This is a genomic window from Corynebacterium sp. MSK297, assembly GCF_030232885.1.
In the GTDB taxonomy this organism is placed as follows: Bacteria; Actinomycetota; Actinomycetes; order Mycobacteriales; family Mycobacteriaceae; genus Corynebacterium.
The window spans coordinates 74,610-98,561 of record NZ_JASPGD010000008.1; the positions used below are offsets into that span (position 1 = coordinate 74,610).

The window sequence follows — 23,952 nt, forward strand, 5'->3', positions numbered from 1 at the left end:
GAGCATATATGTTATCCAAACAAGATGCAGGCATCATGATTGATGAATTGCGCCAAGAAAAGGGCTTGAGTTGGTCAGAGCTTGCCGAGCGCGCCGAGTGCCCGAATGTCTGGCTAGTTTCTGCTGTGTTGGGCATGCACCCAGTGCCAGAAGAGGTTGCGGAGTTTTTACGCAAAGAACTTGAGCTTGACGACGAGCTGGTCAAGGCTTTGCGCAGGCAACCAACCCGCGTTCCGGAGCGTGAAATCGCCACGGACCCCACCATCTATCGCTTTCATGAACTCATCGACATCTACGGCCCGGCCTTGAAGGCGTTGATTCATGATGAATTCGGTGACGGAATCATGAGCGCGATCAATTGCAGCCTTGATTTCCAGCGCGTGGAACACCCTGGTGGTGACCGCGTACACATCACCATCGACGGCAAGTACCTGCCGTATGACTGGGTACAGTCGGATAAAAAGTAACCAAGCAGCGGCAAGCAACTGGCGGTAACTAGCCAGCGGCAGGTTTTAATTTCTAGCGTGGGGCGATGCTTTGAGCAGCCCCGCCCGCAAACCGTTGAGTATCACGAATACCTCGGCTACTTCGTGGATCAACACCACGGCGGCTAGGCCGAGCACACCAGTTACTGCCAGTGGTAGCAGCACGGTGATGATGGCGAGAGAAAGCGCAATATTCTGGTTGATGATCGCCCGCCCGCGTCGCGCGTGGCGCAATGCCCGTGGCAGAAGCACTAAATTATCGCTGCCGAGCGCGGCATCTGCGGATTCCACCGCGACATCTGAGCCTGTCGCCCCCATAGCGATCCCCACATCTGCCGCCGCTAACGCCGGGGCATCGTTAATGCCATCTCCGAGCATCACCACGCAGCGCTGACGTGCAAGTTCAGCGACCGCGTCCGCCTTATCCTGGGGCGACAAACCAGCGCGTACATCGGAAATACCTGCGGTTGCTCCCACCGCCTTAGCGGTACGCACGTTATCCCCGGTCAGCATCGTGATGCCGTAACCGTCGTCGGCAAGCTGCTGGACGACGTTCGGGGCCTCCGCGCGTAACTCGTCGCGGAGAGCCACCGCGCCGATGGTTTCCTTTGCGCGTTGCACAATAATGACCGTCTTGCCGGCAGATTCCAGCTCTGTGACCTGCGGTTGCAACGCACCCGGATCCAGCCAACGCGGATTTCCTAGCGCTATGGGGGTGCCGTTGATGACACCACTGATGCCTGAACCGGCGTGTTCGGTGATTTCGGAGGCAGAGCCCAGCTCTGTCTTGTCTGGTTGACCAGTGCATTCAGAGCGTGCAGCGCGGGTGATCGCCGCGGCCAGCGGGTGCGTGGAGTGGGATTCCAGGGCGGCTGCTAGCTGCAGCACGGCCTCAGGGCTGGTGGCATCGGTGGCCAGAATATCGATAATTGCGGTGCGGTTTTGTGTCAGCGTGCCGGTCTTGTCGACGGCAATCTGGTTGATGGTGCCGAGCTGTTCAAAGGCGGCGCCAGATTTAATAATCACCCCCATGCGGCTGGCTGCACCGATCGCGGAAACCACGGTGACCGGCACAGAGATCGCTAATGCGCACGGTGAGGCCGCCACCAACACCACCAGGGCACGCTCGATCCACACGGCGGGGTCGCCAAAACTCGATCCCACTAGCGCGACCGCCAGCGCCAAGATGAGTACTCCCGGAACCAGCGGGCGGGCCAGGCGGTCAGCGATGCGTGCGCGTTGTCCCTTTTTCTCGTTAGCGTTTTCTACGAGACTGACCACGGTGGTCAGAGAATTATCCGTGCCCGCTGCAGTGGCTTCGACCTGCAACGTGGAATCCACCGCGATGGAACCAGCCAGCACCTCGTCACCGGGGCCGACCCGTACCGGCATGGATTCGCCGGTGATTGCAGAAACGTCCAGATTGGCAAACCCAGAACGCACGATGCCGTCGGTAGCTAAGCGCTGACCGGCTGCCACGAGTAGGAGCTGGCCGGGTTGCAGGGCGCTGACCTCGACATCGATGGCGCGCGGGGTGCTGTGCTCAGGTTCATGCGCAGCTGCATGATCTTGGTCGCTGACGAGCACAGTGGCGGTTGTCGGGATCAGCGATAACAGCGAACGCAGCCCGGAATGGGCCTTGTCCATCGCGCGGTCTTCCAAGGCTTCCACGATCGAATATAAAAACGCCAGGGCAGCGGCTTCTTCTACGTGCCCCAGGATGACGGCGCCGGTGGCGCTGATGGTCATCAACAAACCGATGCCCAGCCGCCCGTGGCGGAGCAATCCGCGTACTGCTCCGAGCGCGAACTGTGAGGCACCAGCTAGCAATGATGCCCAGAACAGTGCCTGGGCTAGTGCGTCGGCAAGTGCACCGTCGGCAAGCGCACCGTCGACAAGCCAAGAGACCAACAGCCCGGAAAGTAAAAGAAGGCCCGCACTCAACGGGATGAGTAGGCTGCGATCACGCCACCATGGGTTGGAGTCTTCTGTGTTCGTAGAGGCTGTGTTCGTGGAATGCTTGCAGCCGCAGGCCTGGGTCATCGGTAAAATTCTCCTAGAGGTATTCGTGCGAAAGGACTCCGCAATGCACACTGGCGCTTGTCACCACAACGACGATAACGCGACTGACGGAAAAGCGCTTGCTGATAACGTGCCCGGTGGTTCCGACGACGCCGACCACCATGCTCCGACAGCTGCGGCGATGGAGGAGCGTTACGCAGGTACAGAGCGTGTCTGGTCCGGGGATCCGAATGTGGCTCTGCTTCATGCGCTTGCGGGAATGGGCCCGGATGCACAGGCACAGCCAGGCGCGACCAGCCCGCGCACCGCGTTGGATATTGGCTGTGGCGAGGGAGCAGACGCCGTGTGGTTGGCGCAGCAAGGCTGGCAGGTAACCGCCATTGATCATGCGCCCACTGCCGTGCGGCGCGCGAAGGAATTGGCGGCGGACAACGACGTGCAGATCAACGCGCAAACGGTGAGTTTCCAGGACTTCGACCGGACCATGTTTGACTTGGTCATCTGCTTTTTCGGGCAGCTTAGCGACGACGATGTGCCGAAGCTGGAATCGGTGGTTGCGCCGGGCGGCTGGTTGATTTTCGTGCATCACGATATGGAATCCGAGAAATACCTGATGCCGACGAGTCTGAAAGAGCAGCTCACGGAGTTGGAGCTTGTCGACGACTACGTGTTTGAAAAGAACCTCGAACGTGGCGGCGGGGCGCACCATCACCGTGATCTGGTGTTGCGTGCACGACGGCGCTAAAACCTCAAGCAGGATACACTGCAGGGCATGCGCATATTTTCCCAACCTGAACGGCTGTTGTTTGCTGCTAGCTCGACGGTCGCCACCGCCGCCGCGGCTACCGAGCGGCACCGGTTGCTGCGGGTGTTCAAACCGTTAATCGGAGTTTCGCTAGCGGGTACGGTTGCGCGCGGCTGGCGGCGTCGGCAAGCCACGGATAATGCTTTGCTGCTGAGTGCTGTGGCAGGTTCTACCTGCGGTGATGTGATTCTGCAGAGCCCGAAGGCTTTGGGAGAAGATGCGAAAGCCTCTGGGAACAGCCTGAATTCCGCGGCTTTGGCTTTTGGGGTGGCGCATGTGTGTTATCAGGTGAGTGCGTGGCGGCAGGGCGCACGTGTGCATCCGGGGGTGCTAGCCGCTCATGGCGTAGGGCTGGTGGGTTTGGTGAGCCAGGCCGCCCGGCATGATCCACGCGTGCTGCCCGCGGCTGCCGGGTACGGGGGCTTGGTTGCGATGACCTCAGTGTTGGGGACCTCCGGGGTGCTTGGCGGGCAGGATAAAAGTACGCGCTTTGCCGCTGGTTCTGTGCTGTTTTTAGTCAGTGATGCGCTGATTCTGCTGCGGCGGATGTACCTGCAGCGCAACCTACCCCGCGCCATCGCGGAGATGGGCGTGATGTCGACGTACACGGTTGCCCAGCGTTTGCTTGTCGACGGCCTCGATGCGAGCCAATAAATCGTCGAGTTGGTCATGCAAATCAGCCTTATCCTCAATAGGCATGGCCTCCTGTTGAAATTCATCGAGAAGGTCTCTGCCTGAATTGGAACGGTAATAAGCTGCGAACGGGTCTAGATTGGCGGCGAACCTGTTTGCCGCGCAGGAAGCCGAAAAAGTGATTGTGGCGGCGATGCCGTCGGAGCGCGCCTCAATGCACCTGGATACAGTTTTTACTTTTTTGGATGCAGATAAGGTAACGGCGTATCCACCGGTCGTCGACAAGATTAGACCGACCGTGCTGCGCCCCGGTCATGCGCCGACGGGTCTGGAGGTGGAAGTCGTCGACAAGAATTTTATCGAGGTCGTACGTGATGCGCTGGGGCTTTCCTCGCTGCTAGTAGTAGAAACCGGCGGGGATTTTTATGGGGCGGCCCGTGAGCAGTGGGATGATGCCAATAATGTGGTCGCCCTAGAGCCTGGAGTGGTGGTTGGCTACGACCGAAATACCTATACCAACAAGTTGATTCGGGCGGCAGGTGTGGAACTTCTGGAGATCAGCTCGGCAGAACTGGGACGTGGCCGCGGTGGTGGGCACTGCATGACGTGCCCGATCACGCGCGACCCGGTGGGGTATTAGGTTCTGGGTGCGCGCCGCCGTGCACACGAGCGACTTTATGTACAAGCTCTTGCAATTCGGGCATCTCGAGCCAGCAGTAGGAGTGGTGGATGTCGACGATGTCGTGCGCTTGTGCAGACAGCACCCGGTTGTTGGAATGCTGTGTAGCCTCATCGCTGTGCTTGTCGACGCCAGGAAGCAGTTCTGTGATGTATTGACCTACATCGAGGATTGTCGCCATCGTCGCCTCCTTGTCTACCGTTCAAGCGGCTTCCGCGCCTTCTGAACCTTCTGTGGTTGTTGGTCCTTGTACCCTTGCGCGTCGTCTCGACATAGGCGTTGCGGAACCATTACTAACCATTGCTTAGGTCAAACGCTAGCAAAGATCCAGAATGCGGGAGCTTGAATGTGCTGAATATCGAAAATTTATTCGTTTTATTTTTCGCAGTCATCTAATGGCCATTACAAAACAATGCGGAAAATAAGTAGCGTAGAACGGGTAAAATAAGTAGCGTAAGTCGCGGAAAATTCGACCGATAGAAGACGGAAAATAAGTAGGATTAAGCAGTGGATTATTTATTTCGAGTGATTGACCAGCAATTAGATACCTTGTTGCCGTTTGCGTCGGCGGTGGCGATTGATGGCCTGAAGGGTGTAGGGAAAACGGAGACTGCACGTCGTCGCGCAGAAACAGAAATTCGGTTAGATACGACGACTGGCCGCGAGCGCCTCAGGGCAGATCCAGGGTTCCACTCGTTCGACGAAGGCACGATTCTGCTTGATGAGTGGCAAAAGCATCCCGAAAGCTGGGATTATGTCCGCCGCGCAGTCGATGATGGGGCTGGGGCCGGAAGGTTTTTATTGACGGGGTCGGCGACGCCGCAAGTAGGAGTTGATACGCACAGCGGGGCAGGGCGGATTCTGAGCGTACGCATGCGCCCGCTTGCGCTTTTCGAACGGGAGGGCATGAATCCGTCTGTGAAATTATCCGAACTCTTCGAATCTCGCGCGCAAATATCGGGGGAAAGTACGCTTTCGCTGAGCGATTACATTGAACACATTTCCTGTAGCGGGTTTCCTGGAATTTATCGAGCTCCAGAAATCGTGCGTAATGAATACTTGGATTCTTATATTGAGCGAATTGCGGACCGTGATCTTCCCGATCAGGGTTATACAGCGCGAAACCGCGATGGCTTGTTGCGCTGGTTGACGGCGTATGCCGCTGCGAGTTCTACTACCACTGGGTATTCAGAAATTCTTGCTGCAGCTACGTCGGGTGAAGGGAAGAAACCGGCTAAGTCCACGACCATGACCTACCGGGAAAAGCTCTCGGAGATCTGGATGCTTGATCCAGTCAAAGCCTGGTCGCCGCAGCGTGGGGCTTTTGCAGGATTGGCGCGAGCACCAAAACATCAGCTTGCAGACCCCGCCTTGGCGATGCGGTTGTTGCGGATACCGCGCGCGAAACTGAATACTTCGCGGTTTGCGCATTTTTTGGGGCCTTTGTTTGAATCCTTGGCCACGTTATCTGTTCGGGTTGCTGCCGAATCGCTATTTGGAAGCATTGCGCACTGTCGTACGGCAAAAGGTGATCACGAAGTAGACCTGATCGTGCAAAACCAGGATGGTGATGTCATCGCCATTGAGGTGAAGCTAGCTGCGCATATCAATGACGATGATGTGGAGCACCTGCATTGGCTCAAGGAGAAACTAGGTGAAGACCTGGTGGATATGGTTGTACTAAACACCGGTGAGCATGCTTATCGACGTGACGATGGGGTCGCTGTCATCCCATTAGATCTGTTTGGAGCATAAAAATCTTCACCGGTTTCAGCATGGGCCCCAGCGCCAGCCTTGGCTGGTTCGGCGGCGTCATCCAGTGAGGCGGCGTCATCATTCTGAGCATTGTCATTCAGCAGATCGTTGACACCGCTTTCGGCAGCATCCCACACATCCATGTCTTGGATGCCGGCGCGCTTGGCGACGACGGTTGCGGCCAGGATCTGGCCGGTGACGTTCAGCGCGGTACGGCCCATGTCGATGATTGGTTCGACGGCTAGCAGCAAGCCCACGCCAGCCAGCGGCAGGCCTAGCGTCGACAAGGTCAGCGTCAGCATGACGGTGGCGCCGGTGGTGCCCGCGGTGGCTGCGGAACCAATGACGGAAACGAAGATGATCAGCAGGTATTGGGTGAAGTCCAGGTTAATGCCATAGAACTGGGCGACGAAGATCGCGGCGACGGCAGGGTAGACCGAGGCGCAGCCGTCCATCTTGGTGGTAGCACCCAGCGGGATGGCGAAGGAGGCGTACTCGCGGGGAACACCCACGGCGCGTTCGCTGAAGCGCTGCGTTGCTGGCATGACACCCATCGAGGAGCGGGTGACGAAGCCCAAGGAAATAACTGGCCAGATGCGCTTGTAAAAACCAAAGATCGGGATGTTGTGCGCCTTCATGACGGCCGGGTAGACCACCAGGAAGACTAGGGCCAGGCCGACGTAAACTGCGAGTACGAATTTGCCGAGTGAGCCCATTGCGTCCCAGCCGTAGGTGGCGACAGCTTTACCAATTAATGCGGCGGTGCCGATGGGTGCCAGGCGGATGATCCACCACAGCACGACCTGGATGACCTTCAAGAAGGATTCGGTAAACCGCAAAAACGGATCCGCAGCCTTGCCTGCTTTCACCGCTGCGATACCAATAGCCAGGGAAATTACCAGCAGCTGCAGCGCGCCGAAGCTCAGCGAAACTTCGCCGTCGCTGACCGACGCATTCAGTCCGAAGAAGTTCTGCGGCAGCAATTGTTCGAAGAAGGCTGTCCACGAACCCAAGCTGGTTGGGTCTTGCGCCTGGGAAGCATCGACGCTGGTGCCGACGCCCGGTTTCAGTGCCAGGGCGACGATGATGCCGACGATAACGGAGAAAAACGCGGTGATTGCGAACCACAGCAGCGTGGAAAACGCCAGGGACGCGGCGTTGGTGACCTTGCGCAGGTTCGCTACGGAGGTAACCACTGCGGCAAAGATCAGCGGTGGCACCATGACTTTCAGCAACTGCACGTAGGCGCTGCCAACGTTGCTAAGAATGCTGGTCAGCCACCCCGGGTTTTCCGGGTCGGTGTCCATGTTGGAGGCAACTAATCCTAAGATCACGCCGATGATCAAACCGGCGATGACTTGTGCGCCGAAGCCGGTGGCCCAGCTGGGGAGCTTGTGCTTGCTTTCTGCGTGCTCGGGCGCGCTTGTCGACGCCTGCGCGGAGTTTTGATGTGCCATAAGTGTTCCTTATCGCGTGAGTTTATAGGGCTAAATGTCGTTCATTATGAACAGATTGGTCTATTCTTGGTGAACCATTCTGTTCAACAACGTTTCCTTGACTGTACTCCCTCTAGTTTTTGGGGCGCAACACGACGCGAAAATATATTCTTATGTAAAACCAGAAGCACACGTGACCTGCCGTGACGATGCACACGGTGACTTAGGGGTTGTGGCGTGCGGGAGGGTTTCGCGTGTGGATTAGATTTCGTAATGCCAAGCCTTGCCTTGCTGGATTTTTGTTATGCCGCGGAATACATTAAAAACATGTCTCGTTTTAGCCCCCTCAACTGGCCCGTTGTGCGCCAGATCCGCGGCAGAGACCCTTTCGGTAGGGACGTCAACACGCAATCGCAAAAGAGCAAAGACAAGCGTGGCCGCATTGAGGAGGCAGACCGGGTGGTGCAATCCGTCTGCCCGTATTGCGCGGTGGGGTGTTCACAGCGCATTTACGTCAAAGACGATCGTGTCATCCAGGTGGAAGGCGACCCGGATTCGCCGATTTCCCGTGGCCGGTTGTGCCCGAAGGGCTCGGCTTCTGAGCAGCTGATTAACTCTGCATCGCGGTTAACCACGATCAAATACCGCGCGCCCTATTCCACCGAATGGCAGGAACTGGATGAAGAGACCGCGATGGACATGATCGCGGATCGTTACTTGGAAGCCCGTCGTAATGGTTGGCAGGATACTGACGACGAAGGTCGCAGGCTCAACCGCACCATGGGTGTTGCCGGGTTGGGCGGTGCGACGCTGGATAATGAGGAAAACTACCTGATTAAAAAGCTGTTTACCGCCACGGGCGCGATTCAGGTAGAAAACCAGGCGCGCATATGACACTCCGCCACAGTTCCTAGTTTAGGAACTTCCTTTGGCCGCGGCGGTGCGACGCAACCGCTGCAGGATATGGCAAATGCCGACTGTATCGTCATCGAGGGTTCGAACATGGCCGAGTGCCACCCGGTGGGATTCCAGTGGGTCGTAGAAGCGAAAAAGCGTGGCGCACGCATCATCCACGTCGACCCGCGCTACACGCGCACCTCGGCGTTTGCGAACCGCCACATCGGCATTCGCGGCGGCACCGACGTTGTGCTCTTGGGTGCATTGATCAAGTACATGCTGGACAATGACTTGTACTTCCACGATTACGTGGTGGCATATACCAATGCGCCGATGCTGGTTTCTGAGGACTACCAAGACACCGAGGATCTCGACGGGCTGTTTTCGGGCTTTGATCCAGAAACCGGCAAATACGTCACCGATACCTGGCAATATGAGAGCAAAGATGGCGGCTCGTCCTGGAACGTGGAACGCGACGACACCCTGCAGCACCCGCGCAGCGTGTTCCAGATTCTCAAGCGCCACTTCGCCCGCTATACCCCGGAGCTGGTGGAAGAAACCTGCGGCATCTCGCAGGAAGATTTCTACTACTTGGCCAGCTCGATCGCGGATAACTCCAAGCCGGATCGCACCACGTGTTTTGCCTACGCATTGGGCTTTACCCAGCACACGCTGGGCGCGCAGTTCATCCGCACTGCCGCGATTTTGCAGCTGCTGATGGGTAACGTGGGCCGCCCGGGCTCCGGCATCATGGCCTTGCGCGGGCATGCCTCGATCCAGGGCTCGACGGACATCCCGACGCTGTTCCATTCCCTGCCGGGCTACTTGCCGATGCCGAGCGTCGACAAGCAAAGCTGGCAGGAATACTGCGACGAGATTCGGGAAGAGTCGCAGAAGGGCTTCTGGCAGCTTGGCGAGAGCTATGCCGTCTCATTGATGAAGTCCTACTGGGGCGATGCGGCAACGGCCGAGAACAACTGGGGCTATGACTTGATGCCGCGGATTTCCGGTGCGCATTCCACGTATCAGACGCTGGAGGCGATGCTGGACGGCGCTGTGGAAGGCTATCTGGTCTTTGGGCAGAACCCGGCGGTGGCGCAATCCAACGGTGGTATGCAACGCCGTGGTTTGGCCGCGTTGAAGTGGCTGGTCGTGCGTGATTTTCAGGAGATTGAGACGGCGTCGTTCTGGAAGGATGCGCCAGAGATTAAAACTGGTGAGCTGAAAACCGAGGAGATCGGCACGGAGGTCTTCTTGCTGCCTGCCGCCACGCACGCGGAAAAGGCCGGTACGTTCACGCAAACCCAGCGCATGTTGCAATGGCGTTTCAAAGCCGCACCTTCGCCGGGTGATGCCAAGAGCGATTTGTGGTTCTTCTACCAGCTGGGCAAGAAGATCAAACAGCGCTTGGCGGATTCGACGGACCCGCGCGATCTTCCGGTGCAGAAACTCACCTGGGATTACGTGGAAACCGAGGAAGGCGAGCCGAACCCAGAGGACGTGCTTAAAGAGATCAACGGCTACTACCTGGATGGGCCGCACAAGGGTGAGTTGTTGCCGAGTTATACGGAGATGAAAGCCGACGGCACCACCTCTGGTGGCTGTTGGATTTATACTGGCGTGTATAAAGAGGGCATCAACCATTCGCAGAAGAAGGTCCCGGGCCGCGAGCAAAACGAGGTCGCGCTGGATTGGGGCTGGGTCTGGCCGTCGAACCGACGCATCTTGTACAACCGTGCCTCGGCGCGACCGGACGGAACCCCCTGGTCGGAGCGCAAAAAGTACGTGTGGTGGGACAAGGACGCTGGCAAGTGGGTTGGCGACGACGTGCCGGATTTCCCGGTGGACAAAGCCCCGGACTACAAGGCGCCTGCCGACGCCGTGGGCCCGGACGCACTGGATGGCACCGACGCCTTCATCATGCAGGCCGACGGGCGCGGCTGGTTGTTCGCGCCGGATGGCTTGTCGGATGGGCCCTTGCCGACGCACTACGAACCGCACGAATCGCCGGTGGGAAATATCCTGTATACCCAGCAGCAGTCGCCGACACGTATGCCGATCAAGCGGGAAGACAACCTCTCGCGTCCGGAGCCGGGCAAGCCTGGCTCTGAGGTCTTCCCGTTCGTGTTTTCTACCTACCGATTGACCGAGATGTACACCTCGGGTGCGATGACACGACGCTTGCCGTACCTCGCGGAGTTGCAACCGGGCTTGTTCTGTGAAGTGGATAAGGACTTGGCTGCCAAGCGCGGGCTGGAAAATGGCGAGTGGGCGACGATCGTTTCTCCGCGTGGCGTGATCGAAGCGCAGGTGCTGGTCACCGACCGCATGCAGATGCTGCAGATCAACGGCGAGGAATTCCACCAGATTGGTTTGCCGTTCCACTACGGCGAATCCGATACCACGGAAGTCGCCGGTGACGGAGCTAATGATCTGCTGGGGCTGACGCTGGAGCCGAACGTGCTCATCCAGAACTCGAAGATCGGTGCCTGCGATATTCAGCCGGGCCGACGCCCCCGCGGGCAGGCGCGCCGGGATTTGCTGGTGGAATACCAGCAGCGTGCGCAGTTGACTGTGGAAAGCGGCAATGAGTTGCTCACCGGCGAGGACGGCAGTGTTTCTGATGCAGCCTCGCGGCAACAACGTCTGGATGCCGTCGGCAAGTCTGAGTACGGGCCGGAGAATCGCGCCGCTAAGGATAGCGCTGACCAGCACAGCGTCGGCAAGGATAGCGTCGGCAAACACAGCCCCGATGAGAGCGAAGAAGGGAAGTAAAGGACTATGCTTCTGACCGAAAACGCCTCCTCGCATGGCGCCGCACACGGCTCGTCACACGGCTATGACAATTACCAGCGCATGGCATTTTTCACCGATACCTCGGTGTGCATTGGCTGCAAGGCCTGCGAGGTTGCCTGCAAAGAGTGGAACCGCAACCCCGTGGAAGGCTACGAGGTCACGGGTGATTCTTATGACAACACCGGCTCGCTGGGGGCGAATACCTGGCGGCACGTGGCGTTTGTGGAGCAGAACAACGACCGCATTGAGCAGTCCCGCGCAGAGGGCAAGAAGCTGATCTCGCTGGGCATGCCGACGATCGGTGGGCAGGATGGGAAAGCTGGTCAGGCTGGCTCGAGCGCGGGCGCCGCAACCGGTAGCCCCGCTGGCGCCGCAACAGAGACCACCCCGCCGGATACGGATTCTTTCCGCTGGCTGATGTCCTCGGATGTGTGTAAACACTGCACCAACGCCGGTTGCCTGGACGTGTGCCCTACTGGTGCGCTGTTTCGCACGGAGTTCGGCACCGTCGTCGTGCAAGATGATGTGTGCAATGGTTGCGGCACGTGCGTGGCTGGGTGCCCGTTTGGTGTTATTGAGCGCCGCGACGACGGCGGAGTCACGCTCAAGCAAGACAAAACCGCCACCGTGGACTACCAGGATAATTCGCACGCCGGGGTGAATGTGCTGGCGAAGTTGAAGCAGCGTGGGCTGCAGGGTCCGAACAAGATCGACCACACCCCGGGTAAGTCCATGCCGATTAAAAATATTGGCGTCGCCCAGAAATGCACCATGTGCTACGACCGGCTGAAACTCGGCGAACAACCAGCATGTTCGAAGACCTGCCCGACGGATTCCATTCAGTTCGGCACCTACGAGGACATGCTGGTCGCCGCAAAACAACGCGTGCGCGTGCTGCATGAACAAGGGTTGACCGAGGCCCGCCTGTATGGCGCGAACAACCAGGACGGTGTGGGCGGCACGGGCTCGATTTTCTTGCTGCTGGATTCACCCGAGGTCTACGGTTTGCCGCCAGACCCCCGCGTGCCAACGGCGGATTTGCCGCAGATGTATAAGACCGCCGTGAAGGCCATCGGTGGCATGGCGCTGGCCGTGGCTGGCGCGTTTGTTATGGGAGGCCGGAAGTGAGCAACTTCGACGAATACCGCCCACCGCAGGGTGCACGACCGAACCGCTACCGAAAATTCGATGGCACAAAGCCGAAGAAGAAGCGCAAACGCCCAGGTGCGGGTGCACAGGATGGTTCCAAAGAAGAGCGGATGGCAGAAGACTTCGAGTTTTCTTCCTACTACGGAAAACCCGTCGTCAAGGCTCCGCCGTGGGAGTGGCCAATTGGTGTTTATTTGTTCCTCGGCGGTGTCAGCGGCGGCTCCGGCATGTTGGCCGCGGGCGCGCAGGCCACCGGCAATAAGCCCTTGCTGCGCACAACTCGCTTGACGACGCTGTCTGCTGCCTCGCTTGGTTCCGTGTTTTTGATTCTGGATTTGGGGCGGCCGGAACGCGCGTTGAATATGTTCCGCGTGTTCAAGGTGACCTCGCCGATGTCTGTGGGCTCGTGGATTTTGATGAGCTTCGCCAGTGCTTCGGTGATCCCGGCGCTGGTGGAAGTCGATGAGCTGGCGGGCCGTTCTGGTCTGCCGTTGCCGAAGTTCGCGCGCACTGTGCTGCAGAAACTCGCCGGGCCCGCTGGTGCGGCCATAGGTGTTTTGGGTGGCCCGCTGGCTGGTTATACGGCGGTGCTGTTGTCGAATACCTCGAACCCGGTGTGGAATGACATGAAAAACCACCTGCCGTATGTGTTTGTGTCCTCGGCCTCGGCGGCGGCGTCGGGGTGTGCGATGGTGACCACGCCAGTAGGCAGCGCGGGTCCGGCCCGCGCGTTGGCCATGGGTGCGGCTGTGAGTGATCTGGTGGCCACGAAAGTACTGGAAAATGGCATGGAGCCGGAACCGCGCGAGGCTTTGCACCACGGCTTGTCCGGCAAGCTCATGAAAGCCTCGGAATACCTCATCGCCGCTGGTGGTGTGGGTGCTGTGGTGTCGGCGGTGACGAAATCCCGTGCTGTCTCGGTGCTTTCGGGCCTGTCGTTGTTGGCGGGTTCTGCCTGCACGCGCTTCGGGGTGTTGGATGCCGGGCTGGAGGCAGTGAAAGATCCGGCCACCACCATTGGTCCGCAGAAGCGTCGTGCGCAGCGCCGCCGTGAGCAGCAGGGCTTAGCTGGCGACGTGGTGACGCCGGAATAGCGTGCCCGTGGTGGCACCGAACTACAGGTGGTGGCACCGGACTAAAGGTGGCGCCGCCGGATTAAAGCAGCACTAGCACACCGAGATATACGCGGTGTTCTCGCCGGAGCCGTTACCACCGTTGCCTTCCGCAGTGGGTTCCATGGCGCGTTCTACAGTGCGGCCGATAACCGGGTAACCAGGCACTTCGCCGATGACCAGCAAGCCGCCGGAGGTTTGGGCGTCGGCCAGGAAGATCAAGTCTTCTTCCGAAATCGCCTCCGATTCCACCGACAAGTGCGGGCGCACCCAATCCAGGTTGCGGTGTGAACCGCCGGGGATGAAGCCGTCGGCAAGCGCTTCCTTGGCGCCGTCGATGGCAGGAACCGCGGAAAAGTCCAGTTCCGCGGCCACCCCGGATGCCCGGCACATTTTGTACAAATGCCCCAGCAAACCGAAGCCGGTGACATCCGTGGCCGCCATTGCGCCCGCCGCCAGCGCGGCCTGCGAAGCTTCGCGGTTGAGGGCGGTCATGGAATCAACAGCTGCCTGGGAAACCTCCCCGGTGGCTTTGTGCTTGTTATTCAGAATTCCCACGCCGATCGGCTTGGTTAACGTGATGGGCAAACCGGGCTGGGCGGCGTCGTTACGCATGAGTTTTTCTGGTGCGACAATGCCGGTGGCAGCCATGCCGTACATCGGTTCCGGAGCGGTGATCGAGTGCCCACCGGTGACAGAAATGCCTGCTTGGGTGGCCACATCCATACCGCCGCGTAGGACCTCGCGCAGCACGTCCAGGCCGAGTATGTCGTTGGGCCAGCCCACCAGGTTGATCGCGGTCACCGGGGTGCCGCCCATGGCGTAGACGTCGGAAAGCGCATTGGCGGCTGCTACCCGGCCCCAGTCATAAGGGTCGTTGAGCATGGGGGTGAAAAAGTCTGCGGTAGAGATCACGGCCAACCCGTCCTGGATTTTTACGGCCGCGGCATCGTCGCCGTCGTCCAGCCCGACCAGCACGTTGGGGTCGGCTTTGCCGATCAGGCCCTCGACGGCCGATTCCAACTCCCCGGCTGGGATCTTGCAGGCGCAGCCACCGCCGGCGGCAAACGAGGTGAGGTTGATGTTATTGCTTCCAGCTTCGTCACTCATAGGCCTATGCTACCTGTGCGCCGTCGCTGTACCGGTGTGCTCGTTATTCTGCTGCCTACTCCGCCACCCTGCACCTGTGCCCTAGTAAACTGACGCGGTGGAGGCGTATGCGTTCCTGGTGGGCGCCCCGGTCTTCAAAACCGGTGAGGCCGAGCATCTCGGTCTGGCAGGTTCGATTCCTGTCCGTCTCCGCCACAAATTTTGCCACAAGGCAGGCAAGTTTCCCGCCCTGCAAGGAGGTCGCCACGGTGCCTGATTCTTTAACGCCTGACAACGATCCCCGCAGGAATATCCCGAAGATGGATCAACTGTTGCAGCTTCCCGCCGTCGAATCGGCACGTGAGAAGCTCGCAGAGCACACCATCCGCGCGGCCATAAAAAACATTCTTGCCGACGCCCGCCGCGGGGCCATCGCTGTCGATTCCATCGAAGAGCGCATCACCGAGGCCCTACGCGCGCAGCAGCCGTTTGCCCTGCGCCCGGTCCTGAACGCCACCGGGGTGATCATCCACACCAACCTGGGCCGCGCCCCGCTGCCACCGGCTGCCGTGGAAGCACTGCAGGCTGCGGCTTCGTACACGGACGTGGAAATGGATCTGGCCAGCGGTAAGCGATCGAAAAACCGTGGGGCGGGAGCTACCCAGGCGTTGCTGGATGCGTGCCCAGCGGCGGAGGACGCGCTGATCGTTAACAATGGGGCCTCCGCATTGTTGCTGGCGACGGCGGCGCTGGCGCCGAACCAAGAGGTGATTATCTCCCGTGGCGAGTTGATCGAGATCGGCGCCGGGTTCCGCTTGCCGGAGCTCATTGAATCCACCGCGACGCGTCTGCGCGAGGTGGGTGCGAGCAACCGCACGCACCTGGCGGATTATGACAACGCGATCACCGCAAATACTGGCGCGATTTTAAAAGTACACCCGTCGAATTTCCGGATGGAAGGATTCACGGCTGCGGTGGGCGTCGACAAGCTGCGCCAGCTCGCGCGCACCCACGGCAAGTACTTGCTTGTGGATCTGGGTTCGGGCCTGCTCACGCATGATCCCGCGTTGCCGGAGGAACCAGATATTCATAGCCAGCTGGCTGCCGGGGCGGATGTGGTGATTGCTAGTGGCGATAAGCTGCTTGGCGGCCCGCAAGCGGGCATTGTGCTGGGGAGCGCCGAGGCGATTGCGAAAATGAAAAAGCATCCGTTGGCGCGGGCGGTGCGCATTGATAAGTTGCGCCTGAATGCCTTGCAAGCAGCGGTAACGACGCCGTCGAACGCCGTGCAGGATGCATTGCATATTGATCCGCAGCGGTATCGCGAGCGCACGCAGGCTCTTGCCGACGCCACCGGTGGCCGCGTCGTGGAGCATGACGGGCGCGTCGGTGGCGGGGGAGCGCCGGAGTATCCGTTGCCTGGTGTGGCGGTGGCTCTGCCGGAGTCGCTGGCTGCGCCGTTGCGGCAGGCCAGCCCACCGGTGCTCGCGCGGGTGCATGATGGCCAGTGTGTGGTGGATGTGCGCTGCGTACCGGAAGACCAGGATGAGCTGCTGGCCCAGACCATTCGGGGCGTTCAACAGCCCACCCAGGAGGCGAACTAAATGCACGTCGTTGCCACCGCCGGGCACGTTGACCACGGCAAATCCGCTTTGGTGCGCGCCCTGACGGATATGGACCCGGATCGCTGGGCGGAAGAAAAGCGCCGCGGGCTGACCATTGATCTGGGCTTTGTTTGGACGACGCTGCCGTCCGGCACGGATCTGGCGTTCGTGGATGTGCCCGGGCACGAGAAGTTCCTGGGCAATATGCTCGCCGGTGTGGGCCCGGCGCCGGTGGTCATTTTCGTGGTCGCTGCCGATGAAGGTTGGCAGGAGCAGTCGACAGATCACCGCGATGCCCTTCGCGCGCTGGATATCCGGCATGGGCTGATCGCCCTGACCCGTGCTGATCGCGCCGATGCCGCCCGTCGTGCCGAGGTCGCCGCCCAGGTGCGCCATGAGCTGGCGGGCACCGCGCTTGCCGACGCGCCCCTGGTGGAAGTCTCCGCCCATACCGGCGAGGGCATCGCGCAGATGCGGCAGGTTTTGGATGAGGTGCTGGCAAAGGTGCCTGCCCCGGACCCGCAGGCGCGGGTGCGGGTGTGGATTGATCGCGCGTTTTCCGTGAAAGGCGCTGGCACCGTGGTTACCGGAACATTGGCGGCGGGCACGCTGCGGGTGGGGGATACCTTGCAGTTGGCCAGCCCGGACGGCACTCGCGTGGTGGAAGTGCGCGGCTTGCATAGCGAAAATACCGCCCACCAGGTGTTGGGCCCGACTTCTCGGGTTGCAGTGAATCTGCGCGGGATCAGCTCCGATGCCATCCATCGCGGCCACAGTCTGGTGAGCTCGGGTGCGTGGGAGTTGGTGGAGCAGGTCGATGTGCGCCGCACCTTTGGCCAGGATTTTTATGAGTTTCCGCAGAATATCGTCGTCCACATTGGCACTGCTGGGCTGGAGGCGCGCGTGCGGCCGTTGTCCGCGGATTATGCGCGGTTGAATTTGGCGCACCCGTTGCCGCTGCAGTTGTTGGATCGCTTCGTGGTGCGCAGCCCGGGTGGGCGGCATGTGAGTGCCGGGGTGCAGGTTATTGATGTGTATCCGCCGGAGCTGAACCGTCGTGGTGCGGCGCGTCGGCGTGCAGAGGAATTGGAACTGCTTGCCGACGGCAACAGCGCTGGTCGCGACCGCAATGACCGCAGCCCCAGCGATGCCACCACTACTGCCGCGGCCAGCCCGAGTCCGTTCACCGATCCCACAGGCTACATCCAGCGCGTCGGTTACGTGCCCGTCGGCAAGTTGCAGCGCGCCGGGTTCAGCGTGAGTGATCCGGCTGTCCCGCCGCAGGGCATTATTGCTTTCCGGCAGTGGTGGATCGCCGCCCGGCAGATCACGCGCTGGAAAAACCAGCTGCTGGTGGTGTTGGAGAAGCACGCGCAGGATAATCCGCTGGCCGCAGGCATGCCGCGTAAGGCTGCGATGGATGCGCTGGACTTGCGCGAGGATGCGCTGCTGGGCATCGCGGTGGCCGCCGCCAAGGTGGAACAGGCCGACGGGCTGCTGCGTCTGCCGGGGCACAAGGTGGATCTGGGTGAGGCGGCAGCATCCGTCGTCAAGCTGGAAACCTGGCTTGCCGACGACCCCTTCGCCGCACCGGAGGCGGATGAGCTGCAGGAACTCCGGTTGGGTGCCAAGCAGTTGGCGGCGGCGGAAAATGCGGGGCGTTTATTGCGGTTGTCGCAGGGGATTGTGCTGCTGCCGTCTGCTGTACAGGAGGCGAAAAAGCGTATCGCGCAGCTGGAGCAACCGTTTACACTGTCGGCAGCTCGGAAAGCTTTGTCGACCACGCGCCGGGTGGCCATCCCGCTGCTGGAGTATCTCGATGAGCAGGGTATTACCCGTCGCCTGGATGGTGGTTTGCGGGAGCTGCGGTAGTGTGCGGTGCTTTGAATTCCGTGGGCACGGTGACAATGGGCCACAATGAAAATAATGAAAGAGACCGGCCCTGGGCTTCCACCAAGAGTGGAGAGCGGAACCGGTCGTGTTGTTTTTATTGTAGCGCACTTTTGCAATTAACTGAGCTGACAGCGCGATCAGAGCTCAGCGGTGTGGTCTACTGTAAAGCTACTCTAAAGTACTCTAACACTAGATGTTAGAGTAGAAAATCCCCATGACCAGCTGAAACGGTCTACTGTTAAAGCTACTCTAAAGTTACTCTAACAATGTTAGAGTAGAAATCATGACAGCAGTAGAGGTGGATCGGGCCTTATCGCTTCCGGCGGAGCAAGCAGTATCGGCACTTCTGAAACTTCCAGAGTCGCAGTGGTATGAACGCAAATCGGGTGCGGTGAAGCCAAGCGATTTCGCGAAACCCTTAATCGCTATGGCAAATGCTGAAGGCGGCGTAGTGGTTGCTGGTTTGCATGGTGGCAAAATTTCTCCAGTCAGCGACAAACAGGAAAACGAGTTACGCCGTGTAGCTCATAACTTCATTGATCCACCTGTGCGGTTATCGGTAGAAGAGCTGTCTACGGCCGAAGGTAAAGTCTTGGTGTTTCGGGTTGGTATGTCCGAATATGTGCACCAAGATAACCGTGGGGATTGTTACCAGCGTATGGGCGATTCCACCCTGAAGTTGTCGTTTGCGCAGCGGCAAGAACTTGAATGGGATCGGGGAGCATCACGGTTTGAGTCGACGCCAGTGCCTGGTGGAGGCAGCTTTGACGAGGTTTTGGATCCGCAAAAGGTAGAAGAATTCCGGGCGTTGCTGACATCATCAAGCCCGCAATTAGCGTTGCAAGCACGGGATTTATTGACTCGAAAAGAGGAGGTCACAGTTGCAGCAGCGCTATTGTTTGCACACAGGCCGCAGATTTTTTATCCCAATGCGCATGTAAGAATTTTGCGCTACGACGATAATGATCGTGGTGCTGGACGACGACAAAATCTTGTTCACGGGGGAGATATACGCGCTGAAGGCGCGATCCCTGAGCAGCTTTCGGCAGCGACAGAAGCTATTGAGCAGCTCATGCCTAAGCGGCAAGCATTGGGGGATGCCGGGCGGTTTGTGCCTCATGCAATTGTTCCGAAGGACGCATGGCTTGAAGGTTTGGTAAATGCGTTGGTTCACCGTTCGTACAGCATGGGCGGTGATCATATTCGGGTAGAAATCTTTCCTAACCGTATAGAGATTACTAATCCTGGTAGGTTCCTCGGTTTGAACCGAATTGATAATCCAGAGCAGATTAGCCGGAACGCGCGTAACCCTCGCATTGCAAGGGTATGTGCGGATCTCGGGATTACTCAGGAATTAGGTGAAGGTATTCGTCGTATATTCCAGGAGATGCGCACATCGGGGCTAGTGGATCCAGTGTATGAGCAGGTGAATGAGTCGGTAAAATTGACTTTGCATGCAAGCAATGCTATTCCAGCAGATTTAACGCGAGACTTGGGCCGGGCAGCATTGGAAATTCTCACAGTGCTCCGGCAGTCCCAAAAGCAATTAGGGACTGGGGAGATAACCGAGTTAGTAAGTCTTGCGCGCCCTACTGTGCTGCGCCATTTGAAAGAGTTGCATTCGCGTGGCCTGGTTGCGTGGCATAAACAGAGCCCGAATGATCCTCGCGCAACGTGGTCACTCGAATGGACTTGACCAGAGTAGAACCATCCCGGCTTCTCCGTTGCCTTAGCTGTTGCCCTAGTCGTTGTCCTAGTCTGCGTCGAAGAGCTCCCGGAGGACATCGGCGTTTAATTCGACACCACCTGTCTGGCCAGATTGGCCGGGTTCTAAGAAGTTTTCCATGAGCTCGCGCTTGGAATCCTGCAAGGCGACAACCTGATCTTCGATGGTATCCATGGACACCAGACGGAATACAGTCACTGGAACTTTTTGGCCAATACGGTGAGCACGGTCAATGGCTTGTTGCTCTGCTGCCGGGTTCCACCACGGATCAAGCAAAATCACGTAATTAGCAGAGGTCAGGTTGAGCCCCACTCCGCCTGCTTTCAAGCTAATCAAAAAGACTTGGTTGTCACCATTGCTGAACTCGTCGATGACGTCCTGCCGGTTTTTGGTCTGCCCATCGAGATAGCTCGTAGGAATATCAGCTGCCTCCAAATGCTCACGTACTTTGCGCAAAAAGGTGGTGAATTGGCTGAAAATTAGCACGCGGTGGCCTTCTTGCACGATGCTTTCTAATAGCTCATCCAAGACCCGCAACTTGGATGAGGTTGCCGTGGAATCGGGGATAGCCAGCTGTGGATCAATGGCTAGTTGCCGCAGCCGCGTAATGGCAGCGAGTACCTCGATGCGGTTGCCATCCGGATCGTCGGCAAGCAGCCCCAGAATGCGCTGCCGCTCCCGAGCAAAATGCAGGTCGTAGAGCTTGCGGTGGTTAGCAGCTAATTCCACCGGAACCACCTGGGTTTGGATTGGCGGAAGATCAAGTGCCACATCGGCTTTTCGCCGCCGCAGTAAAAATGGGGATGTGCGTTGGCGCAACACCTCCATTTTTTCGTCGTCGCCACGGGAAATTGGCCGTTCGAAGTGCTCGCGGAATTGTTTCACATTGCCGAGCAATCCCGGGGTGGTCAGGGAAAACATGGACCACGCATCGGATAGGGAGTTTTCGATTGGGGTGCCGGTGATGGCGAATTTCTTGGCCACCCGCAGGTCGCGGATTGTGCTGAAGATCTTCGAGGCAGGGTTTTTCGCGTGCTGTGCTTCGTCGAGAATTACCCCGGACCAGTCGACGTCCTGGTACTGGGCAGCTTCGAGGCGCAACAAGGTATATGAGGTAATGACGATGTCGTTATCGTCGGCAAGCTGGGAAAGGGATTTTTCACGACGCTTGCTGGTCGCATTCACCGTAGCCGCTTTCAGGTGTGGGGCGAATTTTGCTACCTCACGTGCCCAGTTACTCACTACAGACGTGGGTGCGACCACCAGCCATGGGCGCTCTGGGGAATCGACGATCATTGATAACACCTGCAGAGTCTTGCCCAGGCCCATGTCGTCGGCAAGCACACCGCCAAAACCACGCCGATTGAGTCCCGCTAACCAGCGAAAACCAGTTTCTTGGTAGGGCCGTAACTCCGCCTGCAGCTCAGCTGGCACGGAGAGTTGCCCCATTGGTTCGTGCACTGCATCGAGGGCGCTGCGCAGCCATTCATCCGGGGTGAAATTGATGGATTCGAGTGCTTCCAACTCATCCCAAAACGACGTGCGCACGCGGGGAACCTGCGGGCGGGAAGAACGAGTATCGCCCAGGGCGCGCGCTTCTTCCAACAACCTGGCGAAGGCGTCGTATTCCTCATTGTTCAAATCAGCATAGGTGCCGTTGTCGAGGATGAGCAGCCGGTGCGGATCGTTCAACGCTGCGATCAGTTTCGCTATAGGAACCGGCTGTTGATCCACCATAACCTGCACGTCCAGGCCAAACCAGTCATTAGCTCCGCGTTGGGCAGCAACTGCGACATCGACGTCGGACGCCGGGGTCAGTGCCGCTGTGCGTTGGGCGGCATCATCAATGTGCACGTCGACGCCCAGTTGTTCTAGCCGTGGCAGCCCGGTGCGGAAGAAATTTAGTAATTCTGCACCGTGCAGGGTGCCGTTGCGTGGTGTGAACCAGAGTAATCCGAGCAGTTCCTGTTCGGCATCGGCGTTGCGACGTGGATCAGAGGAAGCGTGCCCGGCATCTGGCAGGGAGATTGTGCGCCTGCCGTATACGAAATACCAGGTGAATTCCGCTGTTAAGGGGTGGTTGGCGTGCCGGTCTGTGGAAATATCGACCCGCAGATGCGGAGCCGGTGGCGGGCCTGGGGTAAAAGATTTATCTGGGCTGGCCCACGGAGTGTTGTTGTCCAGGCGGTCTAAAAAATCTTCTTCGAATTCATCTTTATCCTCGTCCGGGATGCGCACCGTGTGCTCCACTTCGTGGAGCCTTCGCCAGTGCTCACTGGCTGGTTCTGTAAAACGCGCAATGTGGAGCGTTTCGGTTTCATCGCGCCACACCGCCCCAAAGCCGGGGTATCCGAGCACTAATTCTGGTTCGATAAAGCCTGCAGCGTGGAGGTGCAGTGTTGCGGTTAACTGAATATCGCCATCTTCGTGCTGGTGAAGGGCTAGGTAGGGGCGCACCAGGCCGTCGTGGAAGATGACGCGGCCATTGCTGGTGGCATCGACCAATTCGATGCCTTCTGCTGCGGTACGGGCGATGGCTTTCAGGGGTTCTGCATTGTCAATATGCGTTAACGGCGCCAGCGTATGCTGGCTATCGAAGTATATCTCGTGGTTTATAAACGTATCCGTTAATTTCTGTGCTGCGTGCTCATGAGCAGGCAAAATTGTGGGAGCATAGGTCTGATTAAGGAAGCGGTGAAAGCTCACGTCGGTTTTGGCCCAGCTACGTTTGTTGATCTGGTTTTTCGTAGGGCGAACCAATTCCACAGACAGGCTTGCCGGTGCGTTGATTGGACCCCAGTGGGTTTCGCGTACACCGGCCGGAGAATAATTAAACAAGAGTGCAAGCCGGGTAGAACGCTCAGCCTGCGTCGTCTGGGGTCGGGATGGCTGTCTCTGGTGCCGCTGGGGTAGGCCGGCTGGCCTGGCAGGAGAGAAAATATTGTCTAAGTCATGCTTCCACCCTGGCTGCACAGGATCATCGGCTTGCTTGTGCTGCGCTGCCATGTAGGTCAAGCACAGTGCGGCAGTATGCTTGCAATTAATCCCGTAGGGACAGGAACAATGCCCGATGAATGCGCGGAGCACACCGTCGGGTGATATATGCATAGCCACACGCGGGTGGTATAAATCGCCCTGCGAGCCCAGGCAGTTGCCGCTGATTTCCGTCAAATTAAAAGTACGTTGGATGTCGGTGATCTCGGCTGCGTTTCTGTGGAAAAGCTCGTGGCCGCGATCAATAACGGCTGGCTCCAGATAGTTCAGCAACGGCGCAGTATTCATGCCTTCAGAATAGTTGGTTGAGCGCCGTGACGCTTGGAGCCCGTGAAGTCTGAGGAGCTGCTGGTGTCTCTCTCTATTTTCGGTAAAGAACGCGCTGAGTGTGAACTCGTTGAGTTAAAAGGAGCTAGGCGCTACAATATTCTACGAAGCCCCGGTGGAGCGCTATCTGTTTCTGTTATTCAGGAGTAGATATTCTCGCCGGGGTATTGAAATATTTACAAGGGGGGATTCTAGGGTTAAACGACAAAAAGTGTGTTTTTACGGCGTGTCGCCAATTCCCTAGATCGGGCCTTTCCGGATACCGATTGAGTGTGTGTATTCAACATCGATACCCTGGTCATAGAGGGCTGGCTGACCAGGTAGCTGGTTGGTGTGGTTCTCTTTGTGGATCAAGGCATTGACTTTGGCGAGTTGGTCTTGACCCCAGTTGCACTGCCTGGCGATCTCTAGTGGGTCGTCAGGCAGTTCTGTTTTGAGGTATAGCCACCAATCGATCATGCGGCGTTGGTGTTCTAGGGTTAGTCCTCGGTGGGCATTGGCTAAGCGTTTGACCTCGGCATTGATTCCGCCTTCTAGGGTGTTGGTGGTG

The 23,952-nt window shown here is 58.6% G+C and carries 14 protein-coding genes, 1 tRNA gene and 3 pseudogenes; 12 read left to right on the forward strand and 6 right to left on the reverse strand.

Annotated elements, in window-relative coordinates:
* Window positions 1-8 precede the first annotated feature (8 nt).
* Window positions 9-467 (forward strand): cyanase, encoded by a 459-nt coding sequence (gene cynS / locus QP888_RS08665; protein ID WP_284813162.1) that lies wholly within the window; start codon window positions 9-11, stop codon window positions 465-467.
* A gap of 45 nt (window positions 468-512) precedes the next feature.
* Here cynS and QP888_RS08670 read toward each other — a convergent pair whose 3' ends face one another.
* Window positions 513-2,528 (reverse strand): heavy metal translocating P-type ATPase, encoded by a 2,016-nt coding sequence (locus QP888_RS08670; RefSeq protein WP_284813163.1) that lies wholly within the window; start codon window positions 2,526-2,528, stop codon window positions 513-515.
* A gap of 43 nt (window positions 2,529-2,571) precedes the next feature.
* Here QP888_RS08670 and QP888_RS08675 point away from each other — a divergent pair, with 43 nt between their 5' ends.
* From QP888_RS08675 to QP888_RS08685, 3 genes and pseudogenes are all read left to right on the forward strand, one after another.
* Window positions 2,572-3,252 carry a class I SAM-dependent methyltransferase gene (locus QP888_RS08675; protein WP_284813164.1) on the forward strand — a complete coding sequence of 227 codons (681 nt, stop codon included), beginning with the start codon at window positions 2,572-2,574 and terminating at the stop codon, window positions 3,250-3,252.
* Between the two features lie 27 nt (window positions 3,253-3,279).
* Complete coding sequence (locus tag QP888_RS08680; protein WP_284813166.1) at window positions 3,280-3,966, forward strand: lysoplasmalogenase family protein; 687 nt, start codon at window positions 3,280-3,282, stop codon at window positions 3,964-3,966.
* A 112-nt stretch (window positions 3,967-4,078) separates the two neighbouring features.
* Window positions 4,079-4,585: pseudogene (locus QP888_RS08685) on the forward strand (arginine deiminase family protein); the annotation flags it as partial.
* On the opposite strand, the gene QP888_RS08690 reads toward QP888_RS08685, so the two are convergent.
* The gene (locus tag QP888_RS08690) at window positions 4,560-4,805 is read right to left on the reverse strand and encodes a hypothetical protein (RefSeq protein ID WP_284813167.1); all 246 of its coding nucleotides are present in this window, start codon (window positions 4,803-4,805) and stop codon (window positions 4,560-4,562) included. The pseudogene QP888_RS08685 and the gene QP888_RS08690 sit on opposite strands and share 26 nt — an antisense overlap.
* Before the next feature lie 326 nt (window positions 4,806-5,131).
* Here QP888_RS08690 and QP888_RS08695 point away from each other — a divergent pair, with 326 nt between their 5' ends.
* On the forward strand, window positions 5,132-6,379 hold the full coding sequence (locus QP888_RS08695) for an ATP-binding protein (RefSeq protein ID WP_284813169.1): 1,248 nt from the start codon (window positions 5,132-5,134) through the stop codon (window positions 6,377-6,379).
* Here QP888_RS08695 and QP888_RS08700 read toward each other — a convergent pair.
* Entirely contained in the window at window positions 6,325-7,836 is a 1,512-nt protein-coding gene (locus QP888_RS08700) for a dicarboxylate/amino acid:cation symporter (protein WP_284813170.1), read from the reverse strand. The genes QP888_RS08695 and QP888_RS08700 overlap by 55 nt on opposite strands.
* Before the next feature lie 306 nt (window positions 7,837-8,142).
* On the opposite strand from QP888_RS08700, the pseudogene fdnG reads away from it, so the two are divergent.
* The 3 genes and pseudogenes from fdnG to nrfD all read left to right on the forward strand — a co-directional run.
* Window positions 8,143-11,319 (forward strand): annotated as a pseudogene (gene fdnG, locus QP888_RS08705) (formate dehydrogenase-N subunit alpha); the annotation flags it as partial.
* Between the two features lie 174 nt (window positions 11,320-11,493).
* Entirely contained in the window at window positions 11,494-12,636 is a 1,143-nt protein-coding gene (locus QP888_RS08710; RefSeq protein WP_284813172.1) for a 4Fe-4S dicluster domain-containing protein, read from the forward strand.
* Entirely contained in the window at window positions 12,633-13,751 is a 1,119-nt protein-coding gene (nrfD, locus tag QP888_RS08715; RefSeq protein WP_284813173.1) for an NrfD/PsrC family molybdoenzyme membrane anchor subunit, read from the forward strand. Before QP888_RS08710 ends, nrfD begins: the two co-directional genes overlap by 4 nt.
* 72 nt (window positions 13,752-13,823) lie before the next feature.
* Here nrfD and selD read toward each other — a convergent pair whose 3' ends face one another.
* A complete protein-coding gene (selD, locus tag QP888_RS08720; protein ID WP_284813175.1) occupies window positions 13,824-14,879 on the reverse strand; it encodes a selenide, water dikinase SelD in 1,056 nt (351 codons plus the stop codon).
* 99 nt (window positions 14,880-14,978) lie between these two features.
* Between selD and QP888_RS08725 the strand changes: the two genes are divergently transcribed.
* The 4 genes from QP888_RS08725 (at window position 14,979) to QP888_RS08740 (ending at window position 20,051) form a co-directional block, all read left to right on the forward strand.
* Window positions 14,979-15,074: transfer RNA gene (locus tag QP888_RS08725), tRNA-Sec, on the forward strand.
* Window positions 15,075-15,127: 53 nt separating this feature from the next.
* On the forward strand, window positions 15,128-16,462 hold the full coding sequence (gene selA / locus QP888_RS08730; RefSeq protein ID WP_284813176.1) for an L-seryl-tRNA(Sec) selenium transferase: 1,335 nt from the start codon (window positions 15,128-15,130) through the stop codon (window positions 16,460-16,462).
* Window positions 16,463-18,334, forward strand: a complete 1,872-nt coding sequence (gene selB / locus QP888_RS08735; RefSeq protein ID WP_284813178.1) for a selenocysteine-specific translation elongation factor — start codon at window positions 16,463-16,465, stop codon at window positions 18,332-18,334.
* Between the two features lie 304 nt (window positions 18,335-18,638).
* Window positions 18,639-20,051: an ATP-binding protein gene (locus QP888_RS08740; RefSeq protein WP_284813180.1), complete on the forward strand. Its 1,413-nt coding sequence runs from the start codon at window positions 18,639-18,641 to the stop codon at window positions 20,049-20,051.
* Window positions 20,052-20,108: 57 nt separating this feature from the next.
* Here QP888_RS08740 and QP888_RS08745 read toward each other — a convergent pair whose 3' ends face one another.
* Window positions 20,109-23,363, reverse strand: coding sequence for a DEAD/DEAH box helicase (locus tag QP888_RS08745; RefSeq protein ID WP_284813182.1), 3,255 nt, complete (start codon window positions 23,361-23,363; stop codon window positions 20,109-20,111).
* 279 nt (window positions 23,364-23,642) lie between these two features.
* Window positions 23,643-23,952 (reverse strand): annotated as a pseudogene (locus QP888_RS08750) (IS1249 family transposase); the annotation flags it as partial.